Raw genomic sequence first — 25,002 nt, forward strand, 5'->3', positions numbered from 1 at the left:
CGGACGAGGTGGCTCAGAGGCGGTAGTCCTTGAGCAGGCTGCGCCCGATGATCATCTTCTGGATGTCGGAGGTGCCCTCGCCGATCAGCATGAACTTCACCTCGCGCATCAGCCGCTCGATCTCGTACTCCTTGGAGTAGCCGTAGCCGCCGTGGATGCGGAAGGAGTCCTCGACGACCTCGTTGGCGTACTCGCTGGCGACCATCTTGGCCATGCCGGCCTCGACGTCCATCCGCTGGCCGGTGTCCTTGAGCCGCGCGGCCTTGACCATCATCGTGTGGGCGACCTCGACCTTGGTGGCCATCTCCGCGAGGCGGAACAGCACGGCCTGGTGCTCGGCGATGGCCTTGCCGAAGGTCTTGCGCTGCTGGGCGTAGGCGATGCCCAGCTCGAACCCGCGCCACGCGAGGCCGCACGCGCGGGCGGCGACGTTGACCCGGCCGACCTCGACGCCGTCCATCATCTGGAAGAAGCCCCTGCCGGGCTCGCCGCCCAGCACCTGGTCGGCGCCGATCCGGTGCCCCTCGAGGATGAGCTCGGTCGTCTCGACGCCCTTGTAGCCCATCTTCTCGATCTTGCCGGGGACGGTGACGCCCTGCGCGGTCTCGCCGAACCCGGCCTCCTTCTCGACCAGGAACGTCGTCATGTTCTTGTAGACCGAGTCGGCACCCTCGTCGGTCTTCGTGAGCACCGCGACGAGCGTGGAGGTGGCGCCGTTGGTCAGCCACATCTTCTGCCCGGTGATGGAGTACGAGCCGTCGTCCTGCCGGGTGGCCCTGGTGGACACGGCCGAGACGTCGGAGCCCAGGCCCGGCTCGGACATCGAGAACGCGCCGCGCACCTCGCCGGTCGCCATCCGGGGGAGGTACTTCTGCTTCTGCTCCTCCGTGCCGTGCTGGACGAGCATGTAGGCGACGATGAAGTGGGTGTTGATGACCCCCGAGACGCTCATCCAGCCGCGGGCGATCTCCTCGACCACGAGCGCGTAGGTGAGCAGCGACTCGCCGAGCCCGCCGAACTCCTCGGGGATCGTCAGGCCGAAGACGCCCAGCTCCTTGAGCCCGTCGATGATCTCCTGGGGGTACTCGTCGGCGTGCTCGAGCTCCTGCGCGACCGGGATGATCTGCTCGTCCACGAACTGCCGCACGGCCTTGAGGATCTCGGTCTGGTCCTCGGAGAGGCCGTCGGTCTGGCAGAGGCGGGGCATGCAGGGCTCCTTGCGCTCGCGGTGCGGATCGCTCGGAGTCTAGTGAGCGGTACTACGGCATGGCAGGGGCGACGGCGGAGACTGATGTCACACCGTGCGGGGCTCCAGGTCGGCCTCGTCCCGCCGCTCCGCGTCGCGCTCGCGGCGGCGCTGCCTGCGCTCGCGCAGGCCCCAGAGCAGCAGGCCCGCACCGAGCAGGGTGCCCGCCCCGGCGCCCACCAGGCCGAGGGCCAGGCCGGGCGGGCGGTAGGTGAGGTCGACGGTGCCGCTGGCCCCCTGCGGGAGGCTCACGGTGAGCAGGCCGGCGTCGGTGCGCCCGGTCGTCAGCGCACGCCCGTCGAGCTCGGCGGACCAGCCGGGCCACGCCAGCATGGAGAACACGAGCTGTCCGCCGTCGGTGGCCGAGGTGACGTCGACGCTCTCGTGGAGGTCGCTGCGGGTGCGCGCCGAGGCCACCTCGACGCCGTCGGAGGCCCACGACAGCTCGGACCCTGCCCACGGCTGCTCGCCGTCGTGGCGCAGCAGGACCATCCGGTCGTCCTGGGAGTCCACCGACCAGCCCTCACCGGGCTGGACGCCCGCGGCGATGTCGGGCTGCACCACGACCGTGTCGAGCTTCATCAGGTCCGCGAGCGGCGGCTGGCCGGAGCCGCCGGCCTTCCAGAGGTTGCGGTAGCCGCAGGGCTGGGTGAGGCCGTCGTACTCCATGCAGAACGTGCGGGTGAAGGGCACGAAGCCCATGCCGGTGTAGTTGTTCACCGCCTGCACGCCTGCGGGGTGGTACATGCTGCCGGGCAGGAACGCACCCTGCCACTGCTGCTCCAGCTTGCGGGTCTGGCCCTTGTTCTGCAGCGGCTTGAGGTCGGCGAACTGCATCACCCGGCCGGTGTGGTCGGAGAAGCTCGCCTGCAGCGCCGCGACGTCGCTCGGCACGTGCCACAGCCGCGAGCTGGCGTTCTCGCCGTAGACGCCGACCTGCAGGGCGAGGACGGCGCCGACGCCGCCCATCGCCACGAGGGCGACGAGCGCGGTGCGGCGCAGGACGAGGTGGGCGGCGAGCGCCACGACGGTCAGCGCGGCGACGACGGCGGTGCCGAGCGCGGCACGGCGCAGCGCCTCGGGGTCCTGCGACCAGGTCATCCAGCCGAGCGCGACGACGACGAGGGCGGTCACGACCAGGCGCGGGCGCATGGTCGAGCGGGCCAGGCCCTGGCTGAGCAGGACCGCGAAGACGACCATGACGCCGAGGTAGAAGTACTCGATGACGCGCAGCGGCCAGCGGAACAGCCACAGCTTGCTCGGGCCGAGGGTGAGGGCGAGGTAGGCCACCGTGACGAGGCCGAGGCCGACCATCTCGCGCGAGCGACGGCGCAGCACGTCGTAGCGCAGCCACGGCAGGAGCGGCAGCACGAACCACGCCAGGAAGGTGGCCGGCACCATCATCGGGCCGGTGATCGCCCGGATCGGCGGCGTGTGGAGCGGCGAGCTCGCGGCGAGGAGGTCACCGGCCGCGGGGCGGAGCTTGCCGCTGTTCTCGAAGAGCGCACCGGTCGAGCGCACGGCCAGGTCGGAGGACTCCAGCAGCGGGAGGTAGACCAGCGGGAGGAACGCGGCCACCGCGACGCCGACGAGCGCGATCCTCAGGACACCGCCCCAGCTGCGCTGCACGACGCCCTCGACGAGCAGGGCGGCGCCGACCACGATGACCGCCAAGGTGCCGTAGGGGTTGCCGTTGAGCACCGCGAGCACACCGGCGAGGAACGCCCAGAACGGGCTGCCGACGCCGCGCAGCGCCCGGCGGAAGGTGAGCCAGACCCAGGGCGCGTAGGCGAAGGACATCAGCCCCGACGGCCACGAGCCGGCGTCCCAGAAGAGCGTGAAGCCGGAGAACGGCAGCGCCACCGCCACCGCCGCGGCCGCCGCGGGGACGGCGTCGTACTCGCGGGCGAGGTGGTAGGTGCCCAGGGCGAGCAGCACCATCACCGTCGCCTTGACGAGGTACGTCGACACCGCGAGGTCCGGGCCGAGGTTGACCGCGAGCCAGACGAGGACGTTGAGCGGGTTGTAGGTGCCGAAGAGCGCCTCGCCGACGTAGTTGCCGCCCGCCCACGACTCCGGGTCGAGCCACAGCGGCCACTGGCCGGAGCGCAGCATCTCGCCGAAGTGCCACCAGGTCGGGGCGAACTGCGCGGCGGTGTCGCCGCGCTGGTAGAACCAGCCGGTGATGGCGTACGGGACCGCGGTGTAGACGGCCGTGACGACCACGACGAGCAGGGCCCACGCCCATCCCGACCTGAGCGGCGCCCGACGCGGCCCCCTCCGGTCGGTGCGGGTGCGCGGGGGGGTGGGGTCGCTCACGCGTGCTCGCTCCGTTCGGTGACGTCGTTGAGCGCCTCGTGCTCCCGGCCGAGCGCGGCGGTGACGGGCACGTCGGACTCGCTGCTCTCCTTGAGCAGGAACAGCGGGCGCTGCTTGGTCTCGGCGTAGATGCGTCCGAGGTACTCCCCGATCACGCCGAGCACGATGAGCTGCACGCCGCCGAAGGCGGTCACCGCGCAGATCGTGGTGACGTAGCCGGGGACGCTGTTGCCGTGCCAGACCGCCTCCAGCACCACCCACAGCGCGTAGGCCACCGCGACGACGGTGGCCAGGATGCCGAACCAGATCGACATCCGCAGCGGGCGGTAGTTGAAGGACACCACGCCGTCGATGCCGTAGTTGAAGAGGTTGCGGATGCTCCACTTGGTGGCGCCGGCCTCGCGGGAGACGTTCTCGTAGTCGACGACCGCGGTCGGGAAGCCGATCCAGGCGAAGAGGCCCTTGGAGAACCGGTTGGTCTCGCCGAGCGTCAGCAGCGCCCGCACCGCGCGGCGGTCGAGGACCCGGAAGTCGCCGACGCCGTCCTGGAGCTCGACGTCGACCAGGCGGTTCATCAGGCGGTAGTAGAGCCGCGACAGGGCCGTGCGCACGGCGGGGTCGCCCGCGCGGGTGCGGCGGGCCACCACCTGGGAGTACTCCCCCGACTCCAGCAGCGGCAGCATCTGCGCGAGCAGCGTCGGGGGGTGCTGGAGGTCGGCGTCCAGGATGGCGACCTTCTCGCCCCGCGCGTTGCTCAGCCCGGCCAGCATCGCCGACTCCTTGCCGAAGTTGCGGCTCAGCGAGAGGTAGCGGAAGCGCGGGTGGTCGCGGTGCACCTCGCGCAGCATCGGCAGGGTGCGGTCGCGGCTGCCGTCGTCGACGAGGATCACCTCGAAGTGCGGCGTCAGCGCCGAGAGCTCCTGGGTCAGCACCTCGACCAGGCGCGGCAGCGACTCCTCCTCGTTGTAGCAGGGCACGACCACGGAGAGCTCGACGTGCTCGTCCTCGTCGGGGGCGGCGGGTCCGGTCGGCATGGCGCTCATGCTCCCATCCCCCGGCCGTGGCGCCGCGCCAGCACCTCGGCCACGTCGCGCTCGAGGCCCCCGACCAGCGCGGTCAGCGGCACCGCGAGGTCGGCGTTCTCCCGCACCGCGACCTCGAGGGAGGTGATCCGGGCCTCCAGGCCGGGGGTGCCGGCCAGCCCGGTGACGGCGCGGACCCGTTCCGCGACGCGCTCGCGCGCGCTCACAGCGACCGGTCCCGGTAGGTCCGCAGCGCCTGCATGGTGATCTCCTCGTCCTGCTGGGCCGCCGGCAGCAGCAGCTCGGCGACGACGTCGGAGAGGGTGGCGACCCGGAGGTGCAGCGCACGCGCTGCCTCGACCTGGGCCTCGAGCTCGACGACGCGCTGCTCCAGCTGCGCCACCCGCCGGTCGCGCACAGGTGCGGTGGCCCGGTGCAGGGTGCCGGCGACCACGCGGCGCAGCCGGGCGGCCCGTCCGTCGTCGACACCCCCCTGCGCCGGGTGCGCTGCCCCGGAGGCGTCGAGCGGCGTGCGTACGTCGGCCCCGGCCTCCCGTGCCCACACGAGCAGGTCGGCGAGCGCGAGCGCCGCCGACCCGGCGACCTCCTCGTCGCCGACCTCGCCGGGGAGCCGGCCCGCGGCCGGGCCCGGACGCAGGTCGTCGAGGTCGCCGTGGACCTGGTAGCCCGCGGCGGTGATCGCCTCGACGGCCCGGCCGGCCTCGGCGGTGGCCTCCTCGGCGTGGGCCGGCGTCAACCCGATCGGCTCGCGCCCGATCGGGGCCAGGACGGTGTGCGCGAGCAGGTCGCGCAGCCACAGCGACTTCTGCCGGCCGCCGGTGATGCGGCCGTCGAGGGCGACGTTGACCCGCCGCAGCAGCTCGGCCTCGACCACCCCGAGCGACTCGTTGGCGCGCTCGACCGCGAGGTCGAGGTCGGGCACGTCGGTGAGCCCCGTGGCCGCGGCGAAGCGGTGCCAGAGCTCGTCGGTGCCGGCGGAGCGCGAGGGCACCGTCACCACGTGCACGCGGTCGGCGGGCAGGTCGGCCCCCCAGCGGGCGGCAACGTTGGCCGGCTGCATGGTGCGCCAGCCCCACTCGCTGCCCTCGGCCGACTCCTGCGGCGGCGACCACTGCTCGAGCGGGCGGGTGACGCCGAACTTCAGCTGCTCCTGCCACGACGACGCGATGGCCTTGCCGAGGTCGCGCGCGGTGACCACGACGTGCACCTCGATGCCGTCGAGGTCCGCGAGCGCTGCTCGCGCCTGCTCGGCCGAGGCGTTGGCGAAGAGCTCGTAGCTGACCACCGCGCTGCGGCCCTCCCACGCGCGCACCTGGGCCACGACCCGCTCCCAGGCCGCTGCGGCGCTCTCGGGGAGGTCGGCCAGGCGCGGGTCGCCGCGCACGGCCATGGCGGCGTGGATGAGGTCCAGGCGCGGTCCCACGACGAGGACGCCGGCCCGGGCCAGCGCCTCGGCGTTGTGCTCCAGCACCTGCTGGACGAACGTGGTGCCCGACTTGGGGCCACCCACGTGGAGATGTACGACCTGCGTCATCGGTGCGTCCGATCCTCCTGAGCCTGTGCCGCGCCGACCGGGGCCCGGTCGGGGTACTCGACCATCATCCGCCACCGTGCCGGGCTGCCTGTGCGGCTGGCCCGGGCGGCGGCAGCGAAGCCCTCGCGGTGCACCACGCGGCCTCCGCTGGCCCGTACGTCGGCCTCCACCGCGGTCGGGTCGACCGGCCACAGCCGCGGCGAGCCGGTGCGCTCGGACTCGAGGCGGCACTGCTCGGGCGAGCGGCTGACCCCCTCGACGTAGGCCCGACCGCCCGTGGCGAGGGCCATGGACGCGAAGCGCCACAGCTGTGCGCGCGAGCGCGGCGGGACGGCCTCGAGGAGCCGGCGCGCGGTCACCACCTTGTCGCCCTTCTGCCGTGCCGCGAGCGCGCCCACGGTGAGCACGTCGCGCTCGTCGAGCAGGTTGAGCACGCGGCGCCCGACGCTCTCGGGGAGGTCGATCTCCTTGCCGCCGAGCGCGTGCTTGCCGGGGTGGGCGTAGTCGTAGCCGATCGCCTTGCAGCCGGCCCGGTCGTAGAGCCGCAGGTCGGCCGAGGAGCCGGAGCCGACGTCGAGGACGCGCAGGCCCTCGACGTCGTCGCCGAGCCGGTCGACGACCCACCGGGCGAACGAGCTCGGCTGCATCCCGGCCGCACCCTGCTGGCCGTTGAACTGCGTCCAGTCGCGGCGGTTGGTCATCACCGAGCCGAACCAGCCGTCGAAGCGGTCGGTCACCTCGCGCGAGGGCAGGTGGCGGAACGAGGGGTCCGGCACCCGCCACCCGGGGCCGTAGGAGACCGTCAGCATCCGGTCGGGGTCGGCCGGGGCCGGCATGTCGCGGCCCTCGAACTCCAGCGCGCGCAGCGGCAGGATCGCCGACCGCGGGACGCGCTCGCGCACCGTCGCGGTCTCGTGGAGCAGGTCGCCGACGTAGAAGCAGGTGTAGATGTCGATGCCGTCCTCGCCGCCGTCGGGGGCGTCGTAGACGACGGTGATGAAGCTGGCCGTCTTGTGCTTGACCGAGATGCCCGCGTCGACCAGCGCGCGGGCGACGCCCCAGATCTCCACCGCCATCTCGGCGGGCGTCTGCTTCTCGGACAGGAAGCAGAGGTCGATGTCGCTGTCGTGGCCGATGACCGAGCCCGAGCGGGCGGCGCCGAGCAGCGTGCCGAAGGAGATCCACCCCTCCAGCCCGCACGCCTGCCGCATCACCTCGAGCACGCGCTCGGCCATGGAGGTCATCGCCTCGACCGCCCCCGACTCGCGCCGGGTGGCGAAGACGCGCTGCGTCAGCCCCCACTTGTCGATGATGACGGGGTTGCCGAAGCGGTCGACGATCTCGACGCGGCCCTCACCGCTGCCGAACGAGACCTCGGACCGGAAGACCTCCTCGTCGTCGGAGGTGACCGTGACCAGCGACCGCCCGTCGAGGCGCGCCGCGAGCCGCTTGGGCCACGGGACGGTCACCGGGTCGGGGCTGTCCTCGACCGCGACGGACCAGCCGCGCCAGCCGTCGAAGTGGACGTCGAGGGAGCAGTCGGTGCCCCGCTCGAGGTGGAGGCCGTCGTCGTCGACGCGCAGCACGACCGGCAGCATCCACGACTCCTCCCTGCAGTGGCTGCCCACCCCCGTGGCGCGGGGCGGGCAGCCGGGACACTACTGCACGGAGAAGCGCGAGGAGACCACGGCGTGGTCGGTCGTGCGGCGCACCTGGGCGCCCTGGTTGACCTCGGTGGTGTCGAACGTCCCACCCTTGCCGAAGATCCAGTCGACCCGCATCGCCTTGGGCAGCTGGCAGGTCTTGCCCTTCGTGCGCCCACCCACCGCGGCGTTCATGTCGAGCGGGCAGGCGATGCGCTGGAAGGCCTTGGCGTGCTCGTTGAGGTCACCGGTCACCAGGACCGGCAGGCCGTCGACGGAGAGCTGCTTGACGACCTGCTTGATGATCTCCATGCCCTTGTCGCGGTCGTCCTGCATCTTGCCCGGCGACAGGTGCGCGTTGATCCAGTAGACCTCCTGGCCGGTGGCCTTGTTGCGCAGCCGCACCAGCGCCTGCGGGCGCGAGGACCTCATGAACGGCATCTGGACGGTGTTGCTCCAGACGTAGGCCCACTCGGAGTCCTTCCACATCACCGACTGCGGCGCGGCGTCGTAGCCCATGGTGTTGCCCGGGAAGATCGAGAAGTCCCCGTTGGTGGCCACGTCGAGCGAGGTGATCTGGTCGGGCTGCGGCTCGGAGAGCCCGACCAGGGTCGCGCCGCGCTGCGTGATGAGGTTCTTGGCCCACTCGGCCCGGACCCGCCCGGGGGCGAAGTTCGGCCGCGCCCCGCCGGGGGCGGTGTGCTGGCTGCCGAGGATGTTGAAGGTCATCACCTGGATCGCGGTGCTGCCACGGCGGGCGCGGGCGTTGACACCGGGACGCGAGGCGATCGCGGTCTGCGCGACCTTCGCCGCCGACCACTTCCGCACCTGCTGGGTGGTCAGCGTGGTGCCCGGTCCCCACGGCGCCGCGGCCTCGGCCGGCATCGGCGAGGGGGCGATGGTGCCGTTGCCGAGCTGCCCGGCGTCGTTGGCGCCCCAGCAGCCGGCGCCCTCGGCGCACAGGTGCAGCCAGCCGCCGGTGACGGGGCCCGAGGAGACCAGGCCGGAGCCGACCGGGGTGCTCGACCCGCTGCCCGAGGCGGCCGGGCCGAGCTGGCCGTAGCGGTTGTCGCCCCAGCACAGCACCTGGCCGTCGTTGCGCGTGGCGCAGGTGGCGGTCAGGGCGGTGCCGACGCCGGTGAAGGTGCCGGGGTCGCTGACCTGGACCGGCTTGGCGGAGTTGGTGCGGGTGCCGTTGCCGAGCTCGCCGTTGGAGTTCTCGCCCCAGCACCAGGCCTGGCCGCTCGCGGTGACGCCGCAGGTGCGGCCCCACGTCGTGGCGACCTGCACCAGCTGGAGGCCGCCGCCGACCACGGTCGGGCTGGGGCGGTTGGTGATGGTGCCGTCGCCCACCTGGCCGAAGGCGTTGTCGCCCCAGCAGTAGGCCGCACCGGACGTGGTGGTGCCACAGCTGTGCCAGCCGCCCGCGGAGACCGACGTCCACTGCTGCGTGCCGGCCACCCGCACCGGGGCGGTGCTGGCGTTGGCGGTGGCGCCGTTGCCGAGCTGGCCGCGCTGGTTCTGGCCCCAGCACCAGGCCGAGCCGTCGGCCTGGGTCGCGCAGGCGTGCTGCCACGACGCCGAGACCTCGCGCCACGTCGTGCCCGTGCCGACCTGGCGCGGGACCAGCGAGGTGGCGCGGTCGGCGCCGCCGAGCTGGCCGAAGTTGTTGAGGCCCCAGCACCACAGCGTCCCGTCGAGCTTGACGCCGCAGGTGAAGCTGCCGCCGGTCGCGATGCGAGACCAGCCCCCGGCGCCGGCGACCTGGACCGGGCTGATCCGCAGCGTGGTGGTGCCGTCGCCGAGCTGGCCGAAGTCGTTGCGGCCCTGGCACCAGGCCGTGGCGTCCGCGTGGACGCCGCACGACGACTGGCCGCCGGCGGCGGCGCCGCTGGACGGAGCGCGCACGTTGACCAGCACGCTGCCGCTGCGCCCGGGCGTGACGGGCGAGACGCCCGCGACCGTGAAGGACACGGTGTAGATCCCGGCGGTGTCGACGCGGCCGGTCAGCAGGCCTGCGTCGCTCAGCGTGAGGCCCGCGGGCACGGAGACCGGCGTGAACCGGGCGGGCTGGCCGGACGGCGAGCCGCCCTGCACGGCGACCTGGGTCGAGACCTGCTCACCGATGGCGACCACGACCTGCTGGGTCGCGGCGACCGGCCACAGGGAGACCTGGTCGAAGGCGCGCTCGGCGGCCAGCCGCATCGCGGCGCGCGACTTCTTCGAGGCGTACGACAGCGACAGCCCGAGCGCCTTGCGCGCCGAGGTCTTGCCGCCCGGGTCGCAGACCAGGTCGCCGCGGTGGCAGACCTGGACGACGCGGAAGGTGTCGGTGGGGTCCGGGACGTCGCCGGCCGACCGGGTCAGACGGGTCAGCACGCCCTCGGTGGCGCGGCCGGCACCCGGGTTGCCCAGCGGGCGCCCGGCCGACGACTTCGGCGTGCGGGTCGGGTCGGAGACGAGGACGGCCGCCGGCACCTGGCGCAGGGCGTCCTTCTTGTCCAGGTCCTGGAGCACCTGGTGGGCGACCGCGGCGCCCTGGGCGTAGCCGACGAGCACCACCTGCTGCTCGGGGCACGCCGAGAGCTGGCTGTTGACCTGCTTGCGGGTGGCCTTGATGCCGGCGCGCACGGGCTTCTTCCAGCGCTTGAGACCCGGACGCGACACCGCGGGCAGGGCGGCGCCGCGCTTGGTGCGCAGCACCACGACGGCACCGGGCGTCCTGAGCCGCACGCGCTTGGTGGTGACCGTGCGGCCCTGAGCCTCTGCCTTCTTCTCCAGCTTGGAGCTGATGGCCGAGACCACCTGGCCGGGCGCGCTGCCCTTGCCCTGCCCGTTGCCGTCGATCCCGACGACCAGCAGGTCGGTGCAGGACGCGGCGCGACGGGCCTGGGCGGCGACGGGGGCCAGGTCGGCGGCGGTCCGGCCGCCGACGGCCGTCGGGGCCTGCTGGCCGGCGTTGGCAGCCAGCAGCAGGCCCGCGACGAGGCTGACCGAGGCCAGCCGGGCGATGCGTGACGACGCGGGTGCGAACCCGGCGACGCGAGACTCCTCGGGGAATCGTCGGGACCGGGATCGCAGCTGCGTCATGTCAGTTCTCCTCCTTGATGAGGGCGTAGGGGTCGACGCCGCGCTTCTTCGCGCGGGCCTCGACCATCGCGTCGTACTGGTCGGTGGCAGCAGCCCGGGCGGCGTAGCTGCCGAGACCGCTGGCGACGACGCGACCGGTCGGGTCACCGCCGCCGCTGTTGCCGGGGTGCTCGGGGCCCCACGCGGCCGGACGGTGCGTGAACATGTAGTCGATCCACTGCATGTAGCGGTTGGTGACCCACTTCTTGCGGACCACGCCGACCACCTCGTCGCTGGCCAGCGCCACCGAGGTCCAGTTCGCCGAGCCGTTCCAGGTGATCCGCGCGGCGGGGTCGCCCCCGACGTTGCCGCTGATCGCCATCGACTTCATGTGGACGTACCGGTCGTAGAGGCCGTCCTCGTTGTTGTCGTAGGCGAGGTGGGTCAACGGGACCTGGGCGGCGCGCATGATGCGCAGCACCTCGCCACCGAACATGGCGTAGACCAGGCGGATGTTGCAGCCCTGGCGCTGCAGCTGCGCGATCTTGCGGGCGAGCTTGAGGCCGCGGTCGCCGTACATCGACGTCTGCGCGATGCGGATGCGGGTCGTGCCGTTCTTGTTGGTCGTGGCGCCCTTGCAGGCGACCGAGTTGAGCACGTCCATGATCGGGTCGGGCGTCGCGGCCTGCTTGCCGACGTAGGGGTAGAACGAGGTGCCGACGACCCCGTCGTCGTAACCGGTGTAGGCGTTCTTGACCGGCTGGTCCTCGACCATCTGGTCGAAGATGTCGAGGAAGTTGCGGTAACGCGTCTCGTCGTTCTTGATCGTGTAGAGGTCGTTCCACTGGATCGTGGCGCCGAGCTCGGTGGCGTTGTAGGAGCCGAACATCGTCACCCAGCGCACGGTCTTGACCTGCTTGTGCTTCTTGGTCCTGACCTTGTTGAAGAGGAAGAACTTGGAGTGCGGGATGCCGTGCTTGCCGCGGCACGAGCCGATGCAGCGCTTGAGGAAGCTCTTCTTCTCGGGCGAGAGGCCCTTGTTGCCGACCTTGAGGGCGGCGGCGAGGCGGGCGGCGTCGGCGTTCGGGTTGTTGGGGTTCCAGTTCGCGCGGTCCATGACGACCTGGACGCTCACCTTGCGGTTGTGGGCGCGGATCAGCGAGTTGGTGATCGCCGCACTGCGCACGTTCCACGCCGAGATGCGGATCTTGCCGCCCTTGGGCACCGAGTCGACCGTGCGGTTGACCTGGCTGATCAGCCGGCGCACGTCGGCCTGCTTGCCGTAGGGGTTGTTGAAGGCGGGGCCCGCCTTCGGGACGTACTTGTCCGGCGTCCCCTTCGCCGAGGCCGGGGCCCCGGTGAGCGACACGGCGACCAGGGCGGTCGCGACGAGCATGATGATCTTGCGCACGGATGATCCCCACATGGTGTGTGTCACGGCGCGTGGACCGGCCACCGCGAGGGCATGCCGGGGCTCTCCCCGTGACGATTGGTTGTCGACTGTATCTCAGTTTTCACATCAGTCACACCAGCCCCATGCCGGGTGGGTGCCTGGATCGTGACCGACGGCCGTCCAGGCCGATCCGGGTCAGGCCCCGCAGGAGGCCAGGATCTTCTGGAAGTCCTTATTGCGACGCAACGGTACGTCGGACTCGTTGACGACCTCACCCTTGGCTGCGTAGAAGGTGGTCCCGAAGGTCACCAGCCGCTGGCCGGAGGAGCAGCGGTAGGTCATCGCCTGGACCCACTTCCCCTTCGCGTCGTCCTGGCACCCGGAGTAGTTCGCGGGCAGGGTGGCACCCGCCACCCAGACGTCCGCGCACGCCGGTCCGGCGGGCTCGTCAGACGAGGTGTCGGACGGGGTATCAGACGGGCTCTGGGACGAGCTGCTCGGCTGCTGCGACGGCTCGGCCGCGGAGTCGGGCTCCTGGTCGCCGCAGGCCGTGAGCGCGAGCCCGGCGAGCGCGAGCCCGGCGAGCAGAGGTGCGCGGCTGGTGCGTGTCATCAGTTGTCCCCCGGGTCCACGACGTTCACGTCGGCGTGGATGAAGTAGTGGTCACTGGCCCTTGCCAGCGTAGACCCGTCCTGCATGTAGCCGGAGAACGCGACGCCTCCGCCGCCGCCGCCCATGATCCAGTCGACGCGGAGCGGGGGCGGGGGCAGGGTGCAGCCCGCGCCGCCGCCGTTGGCGGCGAGGAAGCCCGTGGCCTGGCAGACCTTGTAGAAGAACTCCTCGTGCTCGTTGACGTCGCCGCCGATGATCACCGGCTTGCCCGTCTCGGCCTCGAGGCGCTGCATCAGGGAGATGGCGACGGCCGTGCCGGCGTCGCGCTCGCCCTCGAGGCCGCCGGCCGAGGTGTGGATGGAGATCACCCAGAACTCGGCGCCGGTCTGCAGGTCGCGCAGCAGGACGTAGGGCATCGGGATGGCCTGGCTGGCGAAGGTGAAGGTCACCGACCCGCCGTCGACCATCTCGAAGCGCGAGGAGCGCCACGCGATCTGCAGGCGCTGGCCGTTGTTGCCCAGCGACTGCTGGGGCCAGATGGAGTAGCCGGCGAGGCGGGCGTTGAGCACGCCGAGCTGGTCGTCCTGGACCTCCGAGAGGGTCACCACGTCGACCCCGCGCGACATGATGATGCCCGAGGAGATCGCGGCACGCTCGGTGCCGGGGCCGTAGCCGCCCGGACCGGCCGTGTGCTGGCTGCCGAGGATGTTGAGGGCACCGACGCGGAAGCTCGAGGACTTCGACATCGCGGCGACGCGCGCCTCGCGACGCAGCCGCTGGGCCTCGCGCTTCTCCCGCTTCCTCTCGAGCGCGGCCTGCCGCTTCGCGCGACGGGCCGCGGCGCGCGCCTGCGCCTCGCGCTGCTCGACCACGGCGTGGCCCTTGCGGGCGGCGGCGTTGTCGAGGGGCAGCGCCCGGCGGGTGCCGACGTCCTCGAGGCCGGCGACCTTGCGACGCACCTGGGCGCGGGACGCCTGCGGGGTGTGGGTGGCGGCGACGTCAGCAGCAGACAGGCTCGTCGTGCCGCTGACGCGGGCGACGTCGTCGCCCGAGCCCGGCAGGAGGAACAGGGAGGCCACCATCACCCCCGTGGCCACGGAGGCGGGCACGAGGAGCCGCCACGAGGCAGCACGGGAGGTCGGCTTGCCGCGGCGGGGGGCAGCGCGGTGGGAGGACACGGAGGAGGGGATCCTTCGACGTCGGGGGCAGGAGCAGACCCCGAGGGGGGCACGCGGGGTCGGTCGAGGGTAACGCATGACGCGCCCTCGCCTCAGGCCTTCGGCAAAGACCGCCGGCGGCCGCACCCGCCCACGAGGAGGTGCTCGCGCACGCTACCGTTGCCGACGTGAGCACCACTCCGACCCGCGTCTTCGTGGCCCGGCTCGTGGGACTGCCGATCTTCGACCCCCAGGGCGACCAGGTGGCCAAGGTGCGCGACCTGGTCGTCGCGCTGCGGACCGAGACGAGCCAGCCGCGGGTGCTCGGCATGGTCGCGGAGGTCTTCGGCCGTCGCCGGATCTTCGTGCCCATGACGCGCATCACCGCCATCGACAGCGGCCAGGTGCACACCACCGGGCTGCTCAACATGCGCCGGTTCGAGCAGCGCTCGACCGAGACGCTGGTGATGAGCCAGATGCTCGACCGCACGGTCACCATCAAGGACTCGGCCCGCGACGGCGGCATCACCGGCGTGGTCTACGACGTCGCGATGGAGCAGGCGCGCAACCGCGACTGGGTGCTCTCGCGCGTCGCGGTCCAGGAGCCCAGCAAGGGGTTCCGCCGGCGTGGCCAGACCCACGTCGTCGAGTGGCGCGACGTCACCGGCCTGACCCGCCAGGAGCCGACGCAGGGGGCCACGCACCTGATCGCCGCGCTCAACGACATGCGTCCGGCCGATGCGGCCAACATGATCCACGACCTGCCGGCCGAGCGACGCACGGCCGTGGTGGCCGCGCTCGACGACGAGCGGCTCGCCGACGTCCTGGAGGAGCTCCCCGAGGAGGACCAGGTCGAGATCCTCGAGCACCTCGACTCCGAGCGCGCCGCCGACATCCTCGAGGAGATGTCCGCCGACGACGCCGCCGACCTCATCGCCGACCTCAACCCCGAGACCGCGGCCACCCTGCTCGGCCTGATGGAGCCCGACGAGGCCGAGGACGTGCGGCGGCTGATGTCCTACGCCGACAACACCGCGGGCGCGATGATGACGCCGGAGCCGGTCATCCTCTCCCCCGACGCCACGATCGCCGACGCGCTCGCCCACGTGCGCAACCCCGAGCTGACGCCGTCCCTGGCGGCGCTGGTCTACGTCTGCCGCCAGCCGCTCGAGACTCCCACCGGCAAGCTCCTCGGCGCCGCGCACATCCAGCGGCTGCTGCGCGAGCCTCCGTCGACCCTGGTCGCCGCGGCGCTGGACGACTCGATGGACCCGCTGCGCCCCGACGCCTCGATGGACCAGGTGGCGGCCCACCTGGCGACCTACAACCTCGTCGCGGCGCCGGTCGTCGACGACGAGGGCCGTCTGCTGGGCGCCGTCACGGTGGACGACCTGCTCGACCACATGCTGCCCGAGGGCTGGCGTGACCGTGCACCGCGACCCGGCCGGATCAACGGCGGGCCCAGCGCAGGGAGGGCCGGGTGAGCGACAGCCGGCGCGAGCGCCTCGACACCCCGCGCGACACCCGGCGCCAGATCGTGCGGCGCCCGACCGTGGACGCCGACGCGTTCGGTGTGTTCGCCGAGTCCTTCGCGCGCTACATGGGCACGGCCAAGTTCATCCTCTGGATGACGCTCTTCGTCATCGTCTGGGTGGCCTGGAACGTGCTGGCACCCGCCGACCTGCGCTTCGACGAGCCGCCCTTCATCGCCCTCACGCTGATGCTCAGCCTCCAGGCGTCCTACGCGGCCCCGCTGATCCTCCTGGCGCAGAACCGGCAGGAGCAGCGCGACAAGGTGATCGCCGAGCAGGACCGGCAGGCCAACGCGCGGGCCCACGCCGACATGGAGTTCCTGGCCCGCGAGGTGGCCTCGCTGCGGATGTCGGTGGGCGAGGTCGCGACCCGCGACTTCCTCCGCTCGGAGCTGCGCGGGCTCCTCGGCGACATCGAGGACCTCCAGCGCAGGGAGACCGACGACGAGACCCCGCCCACACCGGGCGAGACCGGCCCCCGGTCGCCCGCGTAGTCCCTCGGGGCGGCTCGTAGACTTCTGCGTCATGAGCACCCCCACGCAGCAGCAGGTGACCGACGCGCTGGCCGGCGTCAACGACCCCGAGATCAAGCGCCCGATCACGGAGCTGGGGATGGTCGACTCGGTCGAGGTCGCCGAGGACGGCTCGGTCGCGGTCCACGTGCTGCTGACGGTGGCGGGATGCCCGCTCAAGGACACCATCGACCGTGACGTGACCGCCGCCGTGTCGGCCGTCCCGGGCGTCACCTCGGTCGAGCTGAGCCTCGGGGTGATGACCGCCGAGCAGCGCGCCGGCCTCAAGGAGATCCTCAGCGACGGACGCGCCCAGCGCGAGATCCCGTTCGCCCAGCCGGGCTCGCTCACCAAGGTCTACGCGATCGCCAGCGGCAAGGGCGGCGTCGGCAAGTCGTCGGTCACGGTCAACCTCGCCCTCGCCCTCGCCTCGCAGGGGCTCAAGGTCGGCATCGTCGACGCCGACATCTACGGCCACTCGGTGCCGGCCATGCTCGGCATCGCCGACGCCCGTCCCACCCAGGTCGACGACCTGATCATGCCCGTGCCCACCGCCAGCGGTGTCTCGGTGATCTCCATCGGGATGCTCAAGCCGCGCCGCGACCAGGTCGTGGCCTGGCGCGGCCCGATGCTCGACCGCGCGCTCGTGCAGATGCTCGCCGACGTCTACTGGGGCGACCTCGACGCGCTCCTGCTCGACCTGCCGCCCGGCACCGGTGACATCGCGATCTCGCTGGGCCAGCACCTGCCCAGCGCCGAGGTGGTCGTGGTGACCACCCCGCAGGAGGCCGCCGCCGAGGTGGCCGAGCGCGCCGGCACGATGGCCTCGATGATGCACCAGCGCGTGGTCGGCGTGGTCGAGAACATGAGCTACCTGCCCTGCCCGCACTGCCCGCCCGAGGACGACCACCGGCTCGAGGTGTTCGGCACCGGCGGCGGCGACCGGGTGGCGGCGACCCTCTCCGAGCGCTTCGGGTACGACGTCCCGGTGCTGGCCCGGATCCCGCTCGACCTCGCGCTGCGCGAGGGCGGCGACGTGGGGAAGCCGATCGTGGAGGCCGACCCGGCCTCGCCCGCCGCGCGTGAGCTCGTCGGCGCCGCGCAGACCCTCTCGGGTCGCGGCCGCGGCCTTGCCGGGATGCAGCTCGGCCTGACCCCGTCGAACCGGTTCTGACGGCCACGGCGGCCCGGTAGGTTCTGCAGCATGTTCGACATCGGGTTCATGGAGCTGGCCGTGATCGCCCTCGTGGCGGTCGTCGTGCTGGGGCCCGACCGGCTGCCCGACCTGGCCCGTCAGGCCGCGCAGCTGCTCCACCGTGCGCGGGGCCTGGCCCACAACGCGCGCGACGAGCTGCGCAGCGAGCTCGGTCCGGAGTACTCCGACCTCCAGCTGCGCGACCTCGACCCGCGCACCATCGTGCGCAAGCACATCACCGAGGCGATGGCGGAGGTCGACCGCGAGGAGGCCGAGCGCGCGGCCGAGCGCACCCGGCTCGCCGACGGCCAGGTGCCCCCGTTCGACGTCGAGGCGACCTGAGGGTCCCCCGCCGGTCGTCCGGCTAGCCCTCGCGGCTCTGCACCGCCACGAGCGCGGCGTGGGCCACGAGCACCGGCTCGCCGTGCGCCTCGTCGTCCGGGACGCACTCGACGAAGTCCGCGCCTGCCCGCTCCAGGCGCCCGGCGCGCCACGAGCCGTCGGCCAGGTGCAGGACGCAGCGCGCACCTGTCTCCGCGAGCCGTCGCAGCGCGGCACGGAGGCCCAGCCGGTCGACCGGTGACCACGCCACCTCCGGCACCGAGCGCTCGCCGCAGCCCTCCACGGTGACGAGGTGCGCGAGCGGCACGATCCAGTCCTGCCCGGCCCCGGACAGCAGGCACCACCCGTCGCCGACGCGGTCCAGGCGCCCCTCCACGCGGCCGACGTGCGGCAGCCCGAGCTGCACGTCGCGGCCCCGCGAGGCCATCAGCCGGCTCGCCAGGCTGACCGAGGCGTACTCGGCCCGCGCCCGGTCGGCGAGCTCGGCCTCGCGCTCGGCCTCCCACAGCGCCGCGGCCTGCCCCTCGAGGTCGTCGAACAGGGCGAACAGCTCGTGCTCCCAGGACATGGTCCGAGCCTAGGGCCCCTCCGCTTCCTGTGGAGGACGCGTTGACGTCGCTCCCAAATCGTCGTTGGATGAAGCAAACGCACGCAAACGAAAGGATCGGACGATGTCTCGGGGGATCATCCGGCCACTGCGCACGGCCGTCGTCTGGCTGCTCGCCTCCGCTGCGGCACTCGGCGCCGCCCGGCTCGCGGCCGGCAGCTGCACCGCGTCCACCGCACCCGGCGGGCCGACCGGTGCCGCGCCGCTCCTCGTGGCCGTCTGCGCCGTGGCCCTGGCGGTGGCGCTCGCCTGGCTGTGGGTGGTGACCACCTGGACCGTCGTCGAGGTGGCCACCGGACGGGTGCGCGCCGGCGGCGGCGCGACGCGGCGCCTGGTCCTGCTCGCCTGCGGGGCGGCGGTCGTCGCCGGGGTCGCCTCTCCGGCCGCGGCCGCCGGAGGTGGCGGGCGGGCCGACGTGCTGGCCGGCCTCGCCCTTCCGGAGCGGGCCGTGGCGCCGAGCGCGTCGCCGGCGCCCGTGGTCGACCGGCCCGGCACCGGGGACTACGTCGTCCGCGCGGGCGACTCGTTGTGGTCCATCGCCCGCGACCACCCCGCGGCCGCGACCAGCACCGACGAGCGCTGGCGCGAGATCTGGCGCGCCAACCGCGCGGTCGTGGGCACCGACCCCGACCTGATCCACCCCGGACAGGCGCTCCGCCTGCCGGTCCACAACGACGGCCACCAGGACGGAGACCGATGATGAGCACCCTCCACGACCGAGCCCGCCACGCCGAGGTGATCGCGCTCCACCCGCCCGGCCCCGGTGCCGTGCCGGTGGGGAGCGTGCAGGGAGCCCTCGCGCTCGACCTGACCCCCCGCACCGCTCCCCCGCGGCCACGACTGCGCAGCGCGCGGGCCAACGACCTCGTCGAGCTCGAGCGAGCGGCCCGGGCGCACGTCGACGCGTTCGTCGGGCGCTACCTCCAGGCAGCCGTCGAGGTGGCCGCGGGCGACCGCCCGGTCACCCAGGTGCTGCGGCACACCGTGCCCGAGGTGTACGAGGAGCTCGGCGAGCGTGCCCGCCTCGTCGCGGCAGCCGCCGGCGCGACCGACGCGAGCGTCCGCGGCCCCCACCCGTCACGACCGGTCGTGCTCGGGGTGCGCACGGCGCTGATCCGCCCCGACGCCGTCGAGGCGAGCGCCCACGTGCGCTACGGGCGACGCTCGCGCGCGGTCGCCGCCCGGTTCGAGGTCGTGCGCGGCCGCTGGCAGTGCGTCGCCCTGGTCTGGGGCTGACGCACTGCCGCGGGACGCGTCGAGCTGCTCAGCCGCCCATGGTGGCGCGGCCGGTGGCCCCGCCGGGGGCGCCGTGGCAGCGCTTGAACTTCTGGCCGGAGCCACAGGGGCACAGCGCGTTGCGGCCGGTGCCGGCGAACTCGTCGTCCTCCTCGGCCACCGACGCCACGACCTCGGCGTCGCCGTCCTCCGACGGCGCGCTGTAGGACAGGTTCTGCGGGCGCTTCGGCTTGTCGAGGCCCTTGGCGCGGATCGTCGGCGTGTGCGGCTGCTCCGCCTCGGCCTCGCCCGCCGCGGCGGGTGCGTGGGCCGCGGCCTGCGCGAAGTCGATCTGCGGGGTGGCCACCGAGATGGTCGGCGCCGGGGCCTGCTCCTCCTCGACCTCCACCTGGAGGTTGAACAGGAAGCCGACCGACTCCTCCTTGATGCCGTCCATCATCGCCGCGAACATGTCGAAGCCCTCGCGCTGGTACTCCACGAGCGGGTCGCGCTGGGAGTAGGCCCGCAGGTAGATGCCCTCGCGGAGGTAGTCCATCTCGTAGAGGTGCTCGCGCCACTTGCGGTCGAGCACGGAGAGCACCACGCGACGCTCGAGCTCGCGCATGACCTCCTCGCCCATCTCGGCCTCGCGGCGGTCGTAGGCGGCCTGGGCGTCCTTCTGCAGGTCCTCGACGAGCTTCTCGCGGCTGACGTTGGCCAGGCCGCCGGCCTCCTTCTCCAGGACCTCGCGGGACAGCGAGACGGGGTAGAGCTGCCCGAGGGCGGTGAAGAGCGCCTCGAGGTCCCAGTCCTCGGCGTAGCCCTCGGTCGCGCCGCGGACGTAGCCGGCGATGACGTCGTCGATGAAGCCGCGGATCTGCTCACCGAGGTCGGCACCCTCGAGCACGCGGCGGCGCTCGGCGTAGATGACCTCGCGCTGGCGGCTCATCACGTCGTCGTACTTCAGCACGTTCTTGCGCGACTCGAAGTTCTGCGACTCGATGTTGGCCTGCGCGCCCGCGATGGCGTTGCTGACCCGCTTGGCGTCGATCGGCACGTCGTCGGGGACCTTGAGGACCGTGAGGATCCGGTCGACCCACTCCGACTTGAACAGGCGCATCATCTCGTCCTGCAGCGACAGGTAGAACCGGGACTCGCCCGGGTCGCCCTGACGGCCCGAGCGACCGCGCAGCTGGTTGTCGATGCGGCGCGACTCGTGGCGCTCGGTGCCGACGACGTAGAGGCCGCCGAGCTCCTTGACCTCGTCGTGCTCGGCGGCGACCTGGGCCTTGATCCGCTCGAGCATCGCGGGCCAGGCGGCGTCGTAGGCCTCCGGGTCCTCGACCGGGTCGAGGCCCTGCTTGCGCAGCTCCTGGTCGGCGAGGAAGTCGACCGAGCCGCCCAGCATGATGTCGGTGCCTCGGCCGGCCATGTTGGTGGCGACGGTGACCGCGCCCTTGTGGCCGGCGAGCGCGACGACCTTGGCCTCGTCGGCGTGCTGCTTGGCGTTGAGGACCGTGTGCGGGATGCCGCGCTTCTTCAGCAGGTTGGAGAGGTACTCCGACTTCTCCACCGAGACGGTGCCGATGAGGACGGGCTGGCCCTTCTCGTGGCGCTCGGCGATGTCGTCGGCGACCGCGATGTACTTGGCCTCCTCGGTCCGGTAGACGAGGTCGACGTTGTCGATGCGCTGCATCGGGCGGTTGGTCGGGATGGGGACCACGCCGAGCTTGTAGATCTTGTCGAACTCCGACGCCTCGGTCATCGCCGTGCCGGTCATGCCGGAGAGCTTGGTGTAGAGGCGGAAGTAGTTCTGCAGGGTGATCGTGGCGAGGGTCTGGTACTCCTCGCGGACGGTCACGCCCTCCTTGGCCTCGATGGCCTGGTGGAGGCCGTCGTTGTAGCGGCGCCCGGCCAGGATGCGGCCGGTGTGCTCGTCGACGATGAGCACCTCGCCGTCCATGACGACGTACTCCTTGTCGTTGCGGAACAGCTCCTTGGCCTTGATGGAGTTGTTCAGGAACGAGATGAGCGGGGTGTTGACCGAGTCGTAGAGGTTCTCGATGCCGAGGTGGTCCTCGACCTTGGTGATGCCCGGCTCGAGGACCGAGATGGTGCGCTTCTTCTCGTCGACCTCGTAGTCGGTGTCGCGGACCAGCGAGCGCGCCACCTTGGCGAACTCGGCGTACCACTTGACCTCGTCCTGGGTGGGGCCGCTGATGATCAGCGGCGTGCGCGCCTCGTCGATGAGGATCGAGTCGACCTCGTCGACGACGGCGAAGTTGTGGCCGCGCTGGACGCACTCCTCGACCGAGTCGGCCATGTTGTCGCGCAGGTAGTCGAAGCCGAGCTCGTTGTTGGTGCCGTAGGTGATGTCGCAGGCGTAGGCCTCGCGGCGCTCGGCGGGACGCATCGACGGCAGGATCACGCCGGTGGTGAGGCCGAGGAAGTGGTGCACGCGGCCCATCTGCTCGGACTGGAACTTGGCGAGGTAGTCGTTGACCGTGACGACGTGGACGCCCTTGCCCTCGAGGGCGTTGAGGTAGGCCGGGAGGACCGCAACGAGGGTCTTGCCCTCACCGGTCTTCATCTCGGCGATGTTGCCGAGGTGCAGGGCGGCGGCACCCATGATCTGCACGTCGAACGGGCGCATGCCCAGCACGCGCTTGCTCGCCTCGCGCACGGTGGCGAAGGCCTCCGGCATCAGCGCGTCGAGGGACTCCCCCGCCGCGAGCCTCTCGCGGAACTCCGCGGTCATCCCGCGCAGCTCGTCGTCGCTCATCGCGACGAAGTCGTCCTCGATGGCGTTGACGGCCTTGGAGACGGCCTCGAGCTCGCGGAGGATCTTGCCCTCGCCGATGCGGAGCAACTTGTCGATGATGGCAGGCACGAGTGGTAACTGTACCTACCGCGGCAACGCGGCTCCCAATGCGTGCGACAGGTCACCCCTCGGGCCCACGACCACGTCGTCGAGCCCGAGCCAGCCGGCCAGCCGCCACAGCTCGGCGGCGAGCTGCTCGGCGGTCTCGGCGGGGGCGTGCGGCTCGGCGAACGCGCCGGGGACCAGCAGCGTGCGGGAGGCGCGGTCGGCCTTGAGGTCGACCCGGGCGACGAGCCGGTCGCCCAGCAGGAAGGGCAGGACGTAGTAGCCGTGGACGCGCTTGTCGGCCGGGACGTAGATCTCGATGCGGTAGAAGAAGTCGAAGAGCGCCTCCGCGCGGCTGCGCTCCCAGACCACGGGGTCGAACGGGCTGAGGAGCGTGCGGGCGCCCACCGTGCGGGGCAGCCGGGCGTCGCGGTGGAGGTACGCCGGGCGCTTCCAGCCCTGCACGGAGACGGGGAGCAGCTCGCCCGCGGCGACCAGCTCGTCGACGGCGACCCGGGTGCTCGGCAGCCCGGGCGCCGGCTGGAGCCGGAGGCGGTAGTAGTCGGCGAGGTCGGCGGCGGTGGCCACGCCGTGGGACCGCGCGGCCCGGCGCACCAGCTCGGTGACCGCCTCCTGCGGCGTCGGGGTGGGGGCGTCGAGCACGGCGGCGGGCAGCACGCGCTCGGTGAGGTCGTAGAGGACCTCGAACTGGCTGGTGCGACCGGCGATCGCGACGTCGCCGACGAGGAAGAGGTAGTCGAGGACCTTGCGGGCCTCCGACCAGTTCCAGCCCCAGTGCTCCCGGCTGCGCGGCCCGCTGCTGAACTCCTCCTCGAGGTCGCGCGCGGTGACCGGTCCGCGCTCGCGGACGGCCTCGAGGACGCGGGGCTCGAGGGTGGGGTCGGCGGTGAACCCCCACTTGCCGCGCTCGGAGCGGTAGTGCGCCATCCGGTGCCGCATCGCCGGCCAGAGCTCCACGGGCATCAGCGCCTGGACGTGGGCCCAGTACTCCACGACACGACGGGGGCGGCGCTCGGAGGCGCGCCTCAGCAGGTCGGTGTCGTAGGGGCCCATCCGCGAGTAGAGCGGCATGAAGTGGGCCCGCTGGAGCACGTTGACCGAGTCGACCTGCAGCACCCCGGTGCGCGTGAGCGTGCGGTCGAGGGTGCGCATCGACGGCACGGCGTGCGACCGGTCGGTGAAGCCCTGGGCGGCGAGCGCGATGCGGCGCGCCTGGAGCTGGGTGAGGGACTCGGTCACGCCCCGCACTCAACCACCTGCGTCGGACACCCGGGTCAGGGCAGGTCGAGGAGCTTCTCGCGCATGGCGTACATGACGGCCTCCATGCGGGAGTGCAGCTGGAGCTTCTCCAGGATGTTGCGCACGTGGTTCTTCACGGTGTTCTCGGAGATGAACAGCTCCTTGGCCACCTCGCGGTTGTTGAGGCCCTTGGCCACCAGCCGCAGCACCTCGAGCTCGCGCTCGGTCAGGCGCAGGCCCGGTCCCTGCTCGCGCTCGGGCTTCGACATCTGCTTGAACTCGTCGATCAGCTTGACCGCCATCGACGGGCTGATCAGCGACTGGCCCTCGTTGACCACGCGGATCGCCTGCGCGACCTCCTCGATCGAGGAGTCCTTGAGCAGGTAGCCCGAGGCACCGTTCTTCACCGACTCGTAGAGGTCGGCCTCCTCGTCGGAGACGGTGAGCATGATGATCTTCGCCGCCGGGACGGCCTCCTTGATCGCGCTGCACGCCTCGACGCCGGTGCGGCGCGGCATGCGGACGTCGAGGAGGATCACGTCGGGCGCGGTGCGCACCGCGAGCTCGGTGGCGGTCACGCCGTCGGCCGCCTCGCCGACGACCTCGATGTCGGAGTCGCCGCTGAGCAGCATGATCAGCCCGCGCCGGAAGAGCTCCTGGTCGTCGACCACCAGGACTCGGACGGGCTCGGTGCCACCTGGGATGCCAGTTACCTCGGTCACGCGCGCATCATGTCATGCGCGCGTGACCCAGGTGTGGTGCTTGTGTGGATCACTCGTTCACGTCGAGCGAGATCACGCCGTAGTCGTAGCCGCGACGGCGGTAGACCACCGACGGCTTCTCGCTCTCCTTGTCGACGAACAGGTAGAAGTCGTGGCCCACGAGCTCCATCTCGTAGAGGGCCTGGTCGAGCGTCATCGGCGCGCCGGTGTGGGACTTCTCCCGCACCACCAGCGGCCCGTCTCCCGTCACCGTGATGGGCCCGACCTTGCGCTCGACGACGCCGTCGTCCTCGGCCTCGTCGCCCAGCTCGGGCAGCTCGGCGAGCGCCTGGCCCACGGACACGTGCTCGTTGCGTCCCTTGTGCACACGCCGGCGGTCGGCCGCGCGGCGCATCTGGGCCTGCATCTTGTCCAGCGCGAGGTCCAGCGCTCCCATCTTGTCCTCGGCGGCGGCCTCGGCGCGGATCACCGGGCCCTTGGAGAACGCGGTGAGCTCGACGCGGGTCGCGCGGTCGTGCTGTCGGGGGTTCTTCTCGAGCTCCACCTCCACCTGGACGCGGATGATCCTGTGGTCGTGCTTCTCCAGGCGGCTGAGCTTCTCCGAGACATGCTCGCGGAACCGGTCGGACACCTCGCAGTGCCGTCCCGTGACCACAACCTCCATGTGAACCTCCTCAAGTGGCGAACGGCCGCACCCCTCCATGGGCCACGACGCCGTGCACGAGGGCACGGATC

The 25,002-nt window shown here is 72.2% G+C and carries 21 protein-coding genes; 6 read left to right on the forward strand and 15 right to left on the reverse strand.

Going from position 1 to position 25,002, the window contains the following annotated elements; genetic code table 11:
• Positions 1-13: 13 nt before the first annotated feature.
• From ACFFJG_RS17575 to ACFFJG_RS17620, 10 genes are all read right to left on the reverse strand, one after another.
• The gene (locus ACFFJG_RS17575; protein ID WP_378520074.1) at positions 14-1,207 is read right to left on the reverse strand and encodes an acyl-CoA dehydrogenase family protein; all 1,194 of its coding nucleotides are present in this window, start codon (positions 1,205-1,207) and stop codon (positions 14-16) included.
• 87 nt (positions 1,208-1,294) lie between these two features.
• On the reverse strand, positions 1,295-3,565 hold the full coding sequence (locus ACFFJG_RS17580) for a YfhO family protein (RefSeq protein ID WP_378520075.1): 2,271 nt from the start codon (positions 3,563-3,565) through the stop codon (positions 1,295-1,297).
• Positions 3,562-4,608 (reverse strand): glycosyltransferase family 2 protein, encoded by a 1,047-nt coding sequence (locus ACFFJG_RS17585; RefSeq protein ID WP_378520076.1) that lies wholly within the window; start codon positions 4,606-4,608, stop codon positions 3,562-3,564. The genes ACFFJG_RS17580 and ACFFJG_RS17585 overlap by 4 nt, the downstream gene beginning before the upstream one ends.
• The gene (locus tag ACFFJG_RS17590) at positions 4,605-4,814 is read right to left on the reverse strand and encodes a hypothetical protein (RefSeq protein ID WP_378520077.1); all 210 of its coding nucleotides are present in this window, start codon (positions 4,812-4,814) and stop codon (positions 4,605-4,607) included. Before ACFFJG_RS17590 ends, ACFFJG_RS17585 begins: the two co-directional genes overlap by 4 nt.
• Positions 4,811-6,142 (reverse strand): DUF6752 domain-containing protein, encoded by a 1,332-nt coding sequence (locus ACFFJG_RS17595; RefSeq protein WP_378520078.1) that lies wholly within the window; start codon positions 6,140-6,142, stop codon positions 4,811-4,813. Before ACFFJG_RS17595 ends, ACFFJG_RS17590 begins: the two co-directional genes overlap by 4 nt.
• Positions 6,139-7,740, reverse strand: coding sequence for a LicD family protein (locus tag ACFFJG_RS17600; protein WP_378520079.1), 1,602 nt, complete (start codon positions 7,738-7,740; stop codon positions 6,139-6,141). Before ACFFJG_RS17600 ends, ACFFJG_RS17595 begins: the two co-directional genes overlap by 4 nt.
• A 60-nt stretch (positions 7,741-7,800) precedes the next feature.
• Positions 7,801-10,875, reverse strand: coding sequence for a cutinase family protein (locus tag ACFFJG_RS17605; RefSeq protein WP_378520080.1), 3,075 nt, complete (start codon positions 10,873-10,875; stop codon positions 7,801-7,803).
• Position 10,876: 1 nt separating this feature from the next.
• Positions 10,877-12,265, reverse strand: a complete 1,389-nt coding sequence (locus tag ACFFJG_RS17610) for a phospholipase D-like domain-containing protein (protein ID WP_378520081.1) — start codon at positions 12,263-12,265, stop codon at positions 10,877-10,879.
• A 177-nt stretch (positions 12,266-12,442) separates the two neighbouring features.
• Positions 12,443-12,859, reverse strand: a complete 417-nt coding sequence (locus ACFFJG_RS17615) for a hypothetical protein (RefSeq protein ID WP_378520082.1) — start codon at positions 12,857-12,859, stop codon at positions 12,443-12,445.
• Positions 12,859-14,037, reverse strand: a complete 1,179-nt coding sequence (locus ACFFJG_RS17620) for an exonuclease/endonuclease/phosphatase family protein (RefSeq protein ID WP_378520083.1) — start codon at positions 14,035-14,037, stop codon at positions 12,859-12,861. Before ACFFJG_RS17620 ends, ACFFJG_RS17615 begins: the two co-directional genes overlap by 1 nt.
• A 167-nt stretch (positions 14,038-14,204) precedes the next feature.
• Between ACFFJG_RS17620 and ACFFJG_RS17625 the strand changes: the two genes are divergently transcribed.
• From ACFFJG_RS17625 to ACFFJG_RS17640, 4 genes are read left to right on the forward strand one after another with little or no spacing between them, the layout of a single operon-like run.
• The gene (locus ACFFJG_RS17625; protein WP_378520084.1) at positions 14,205-15,500 is read left to right on the forward strand and encodes a magnesium transporter MgtE N-terminal domain-containing protein; all 1,296 of its coding nucleotides are present in this window, start codon (positions 14,205-14,207) and stop codon (positions 15,498-15,500) included.
• The gene (locus ACFFJG_RS17630; RefSeq protein WP_378520085.1) at positions 15,497-16,042 is read left to right on the forward strand and encodes a DUF1003 domain-containing protein; all 546 of its coding nucleotides are present in this window, start codon (positions 15,497-15,499) and stop codon (positions 16,040-16,042) included. The genes ACFFJG_RS17625 and ACFFJG_RS17630 overlap by 4 nt, the downstream gene beginning before the upstream one ends.
• Before the next feature lie 31 nt (positions 16,043-16,073).
• Positions 16,074-17,234, forward strand: coding sequence for an Mrp/NBP35 family ATP-binding protein (locus ACFFJG_RS17635; RefSeq protein WP_378520086.1), 1,161 nt, complete (start codon positions 16,074-16,076; stop codon positions 17,232-17,234).
• Positions 17,235-17,264: 30 nt separating this feature from the next.
• A complete protein-coding gene (locus ACFFJG_RS17640; RefSeq protein ID WP_378520087.1) occupies positions 17,265-17,597 on the forward strand; it encodes a sec-independent translocase in 333 nt (110 codons plus the stop codon).
• A 22-nt stretch (positions 17,598-17,619) separates the two neighbouring features.
• On the opposite strand, the gene ACFFJG_RS17645 is transcribed toward ACFFJG_RS17640, so the two are convergent.
• A complete protein-coding gene (locus ACFFJG_RS17645; protein WP_378520088.1) occupies positions 17,620-18,165 on the reverse strand; it encodes a hypothetical protein in 546 nt (181 codons plus the stop codon).
• A gap of 103 nt (positions 18,166-18,268) precedes the next feature.
• Between ACFFJG_RS17645 and ACFFJG_RS17650 the strand changes: the two genes are divergently transcribed.
• A complete protein-coding gene (locus ACFFJG_RS17650) occupies positions 18,269-18,904 on the forward strand; it encodes a LysM peptidoglycan-binding domain-containing protein (protein ID WP_378520089.1) in 636 nt (211 codons plus the stop codon).
• Positions 18,904-19,440 carry an Rv3235 family protein gene (locus ACFFJG_RS17655; RefSeq protein ID WP_378520090.1) on the forward strand — a complete coding sequence of 179 codons (537 nt, stop codon included), beginning with the start codon at positions 18,904-18,906 and terminating at the stop codon, positions 19,438-19,440. Before ACFFJG_RS17650 ends, ACFFJG_RS17655 begins: the two co-directional genes overlap by 1 nt.
• A 28-nt stretch (positions 19,441-19,468) precedes the next feature.
• Here ACFFJG_RS17655 and secA read toward each other — a convergent pair whose 3' ends face one another.
• The 4 genes from secA to hpf are packed head-to-tail and all read right to left on the reverse strand — an operon-like array spanning position 19,469 to position 24,931.
• Positions 19,469-22,309 carry a preprotein translocase subunit SecA gene (gene secA / locus ACFFJG_RS17660; RefSeq protein WP_378520091.1) on the reverse strand — a complete coding sequence of 947 codons (2,841 nt, stop codon included), beginning with the start codon at positions 22,307-22,309 and terminating at the stop codon, positions 19,469-19,471.
• A gap of 15 nt (positions 22,310-22,324) precedes the next feature.
• The gene (locus ACFFJG_RS17665; protein ID WP_378520092.1) at positions 22,325-23,545 is read right to left on the reverse strand and encodes a winged helix-turn-helix domain-containing protein; all 1,221 of its coding nucleotides are present in this window, start codon (positions 23,543-23,545) and stop codon (positions 22,325-22,327) included.
• A gap of 35 nt (positions 23,546-23,580) precedes the next feature.
• Positions 23,581-24,267 (reverse strand): response regulator, encoded by a 687-nt coding sequence (locus ACFFJG_RS17670; RefSeq protein WP_378520093.1) that lies wholly within the window; start codon positions 24,265-24,267, stop codon positions 23,581-23,583.
• Between the two features lie 49 nt (positions 24,268-24,316).
• Positions 24,317-24,931, reverse strand: a complete 615-nt coding sequence (hpf, locus tag ACFFJG_RS17675; RefSeq protein ID WP_378520094.1) for a ribosome hibernation-promoting factor, HPF/YfiA family — start codon at positions 24,929-24,931, stop codon at positions 24,317-24,319.
• Positions 24,932-25,002 lie beyond the last annotated feature (71 nt).

The sequence above is a fragment of the Nocardioides zeicaulis genome, from assembly GCF_042432345.1.
In the GTDB taxonomy this organism is placed as follows: domain Bacteria; phylum Actinomycetota; class Actinomycetes; order Propionibacteriales; family Nocardioidaceae; genus Nocardioides; species Nocardioides zeicaulis.

Bases quoted from the DNA above. Each gene is read 5' to 3' on its own strand.
- ACFFJG_RS17575 (WP_378520074.1), bottom strand. From the start codon at position 1,207: ATGCCCCGCCTCTGCCAGACCGACGGCCTCTCCGAGGACCAGACCGAG.
- ACFFJG_RS17605 (WP_378520080.1), bottom strand. From the start codon at position 10,875: ATGACGCAGCTGCGATCCCGGTCCCGACGATTCCCCGAGGAGTCTCGC.
- ACFFJG_RS17635 (WP_378520086.1), top strand. From the start codon at position 16,074: ATGAGCACCCCCACGCAGCAGCAGGTGACCGACGCGCTGGCCGGCGTC.
- ACFFJG_RS17655 (WP_378520090.1), top strand. From the start codon at position 18,904: ATGAGCACCCTCCACGACCGAGCCCGCCACGCCGAGGTGATCGCGCTC.
- ACFFJG_RS17645 (WP_378520088.1), bottom strand. From the start codon at position 18,165: ATGTCCTGGGAGCACGAGCTGTTCGCCCTGTTCGACGACCTCGAGGGG.
- ACFFJG_RS17640 (WP_378520087.1), top strand. From the start codon at position 17,265: ATGTTCGACATCGGGTTCATGGAGCTGGCCGTGATCGCCCTCGTGGCG.
- ACFFJG_RS17615 (WP_378520082.1), bottom strand. From the start codon at position 12,859: ATGACACGCACCAGCCGCGCACCTCTGCTCGCCGGGCTCGCGCTCGCC.
- hpf (WP_378520094.1), bottom strand. From the start codon at position 24,931: ATGGAGGTTGTGGTCACGGGACGGCACTGCGAGGTGTCCGACCGGTTC.
- ACFFJG_RS17595 (WP_378520078.1), bottom strand. From the start codon at position 6,142: ATGACGCAGGTCGTACATCTCCACGTGGGTGGCCCCAAGTCGGGCACC.
- ACFFJG_RS17600 (WP_378520079.1), bottom strand. From the start codon at position 7,740: ATGCTGCCGGTCGTGCTGCGCGTCGACGACGACGGCCTCCACCTCGAG.
- ACFFJG_RS17585 (WP_378520076.1), bottom strand. From the start codon at position 4,608: ATGAGCGCCATGCCGACCGGACCCGCCGCCCCCGACGAGGACGAGCAC.
- ACFFJG_RS17650 (WP_378520089.1), top strand. From the start codon at position 18,269: ATGTCTCGGGGGATCATCCGGCCACTGCGCACGGCCGTCGTCTGGCTG.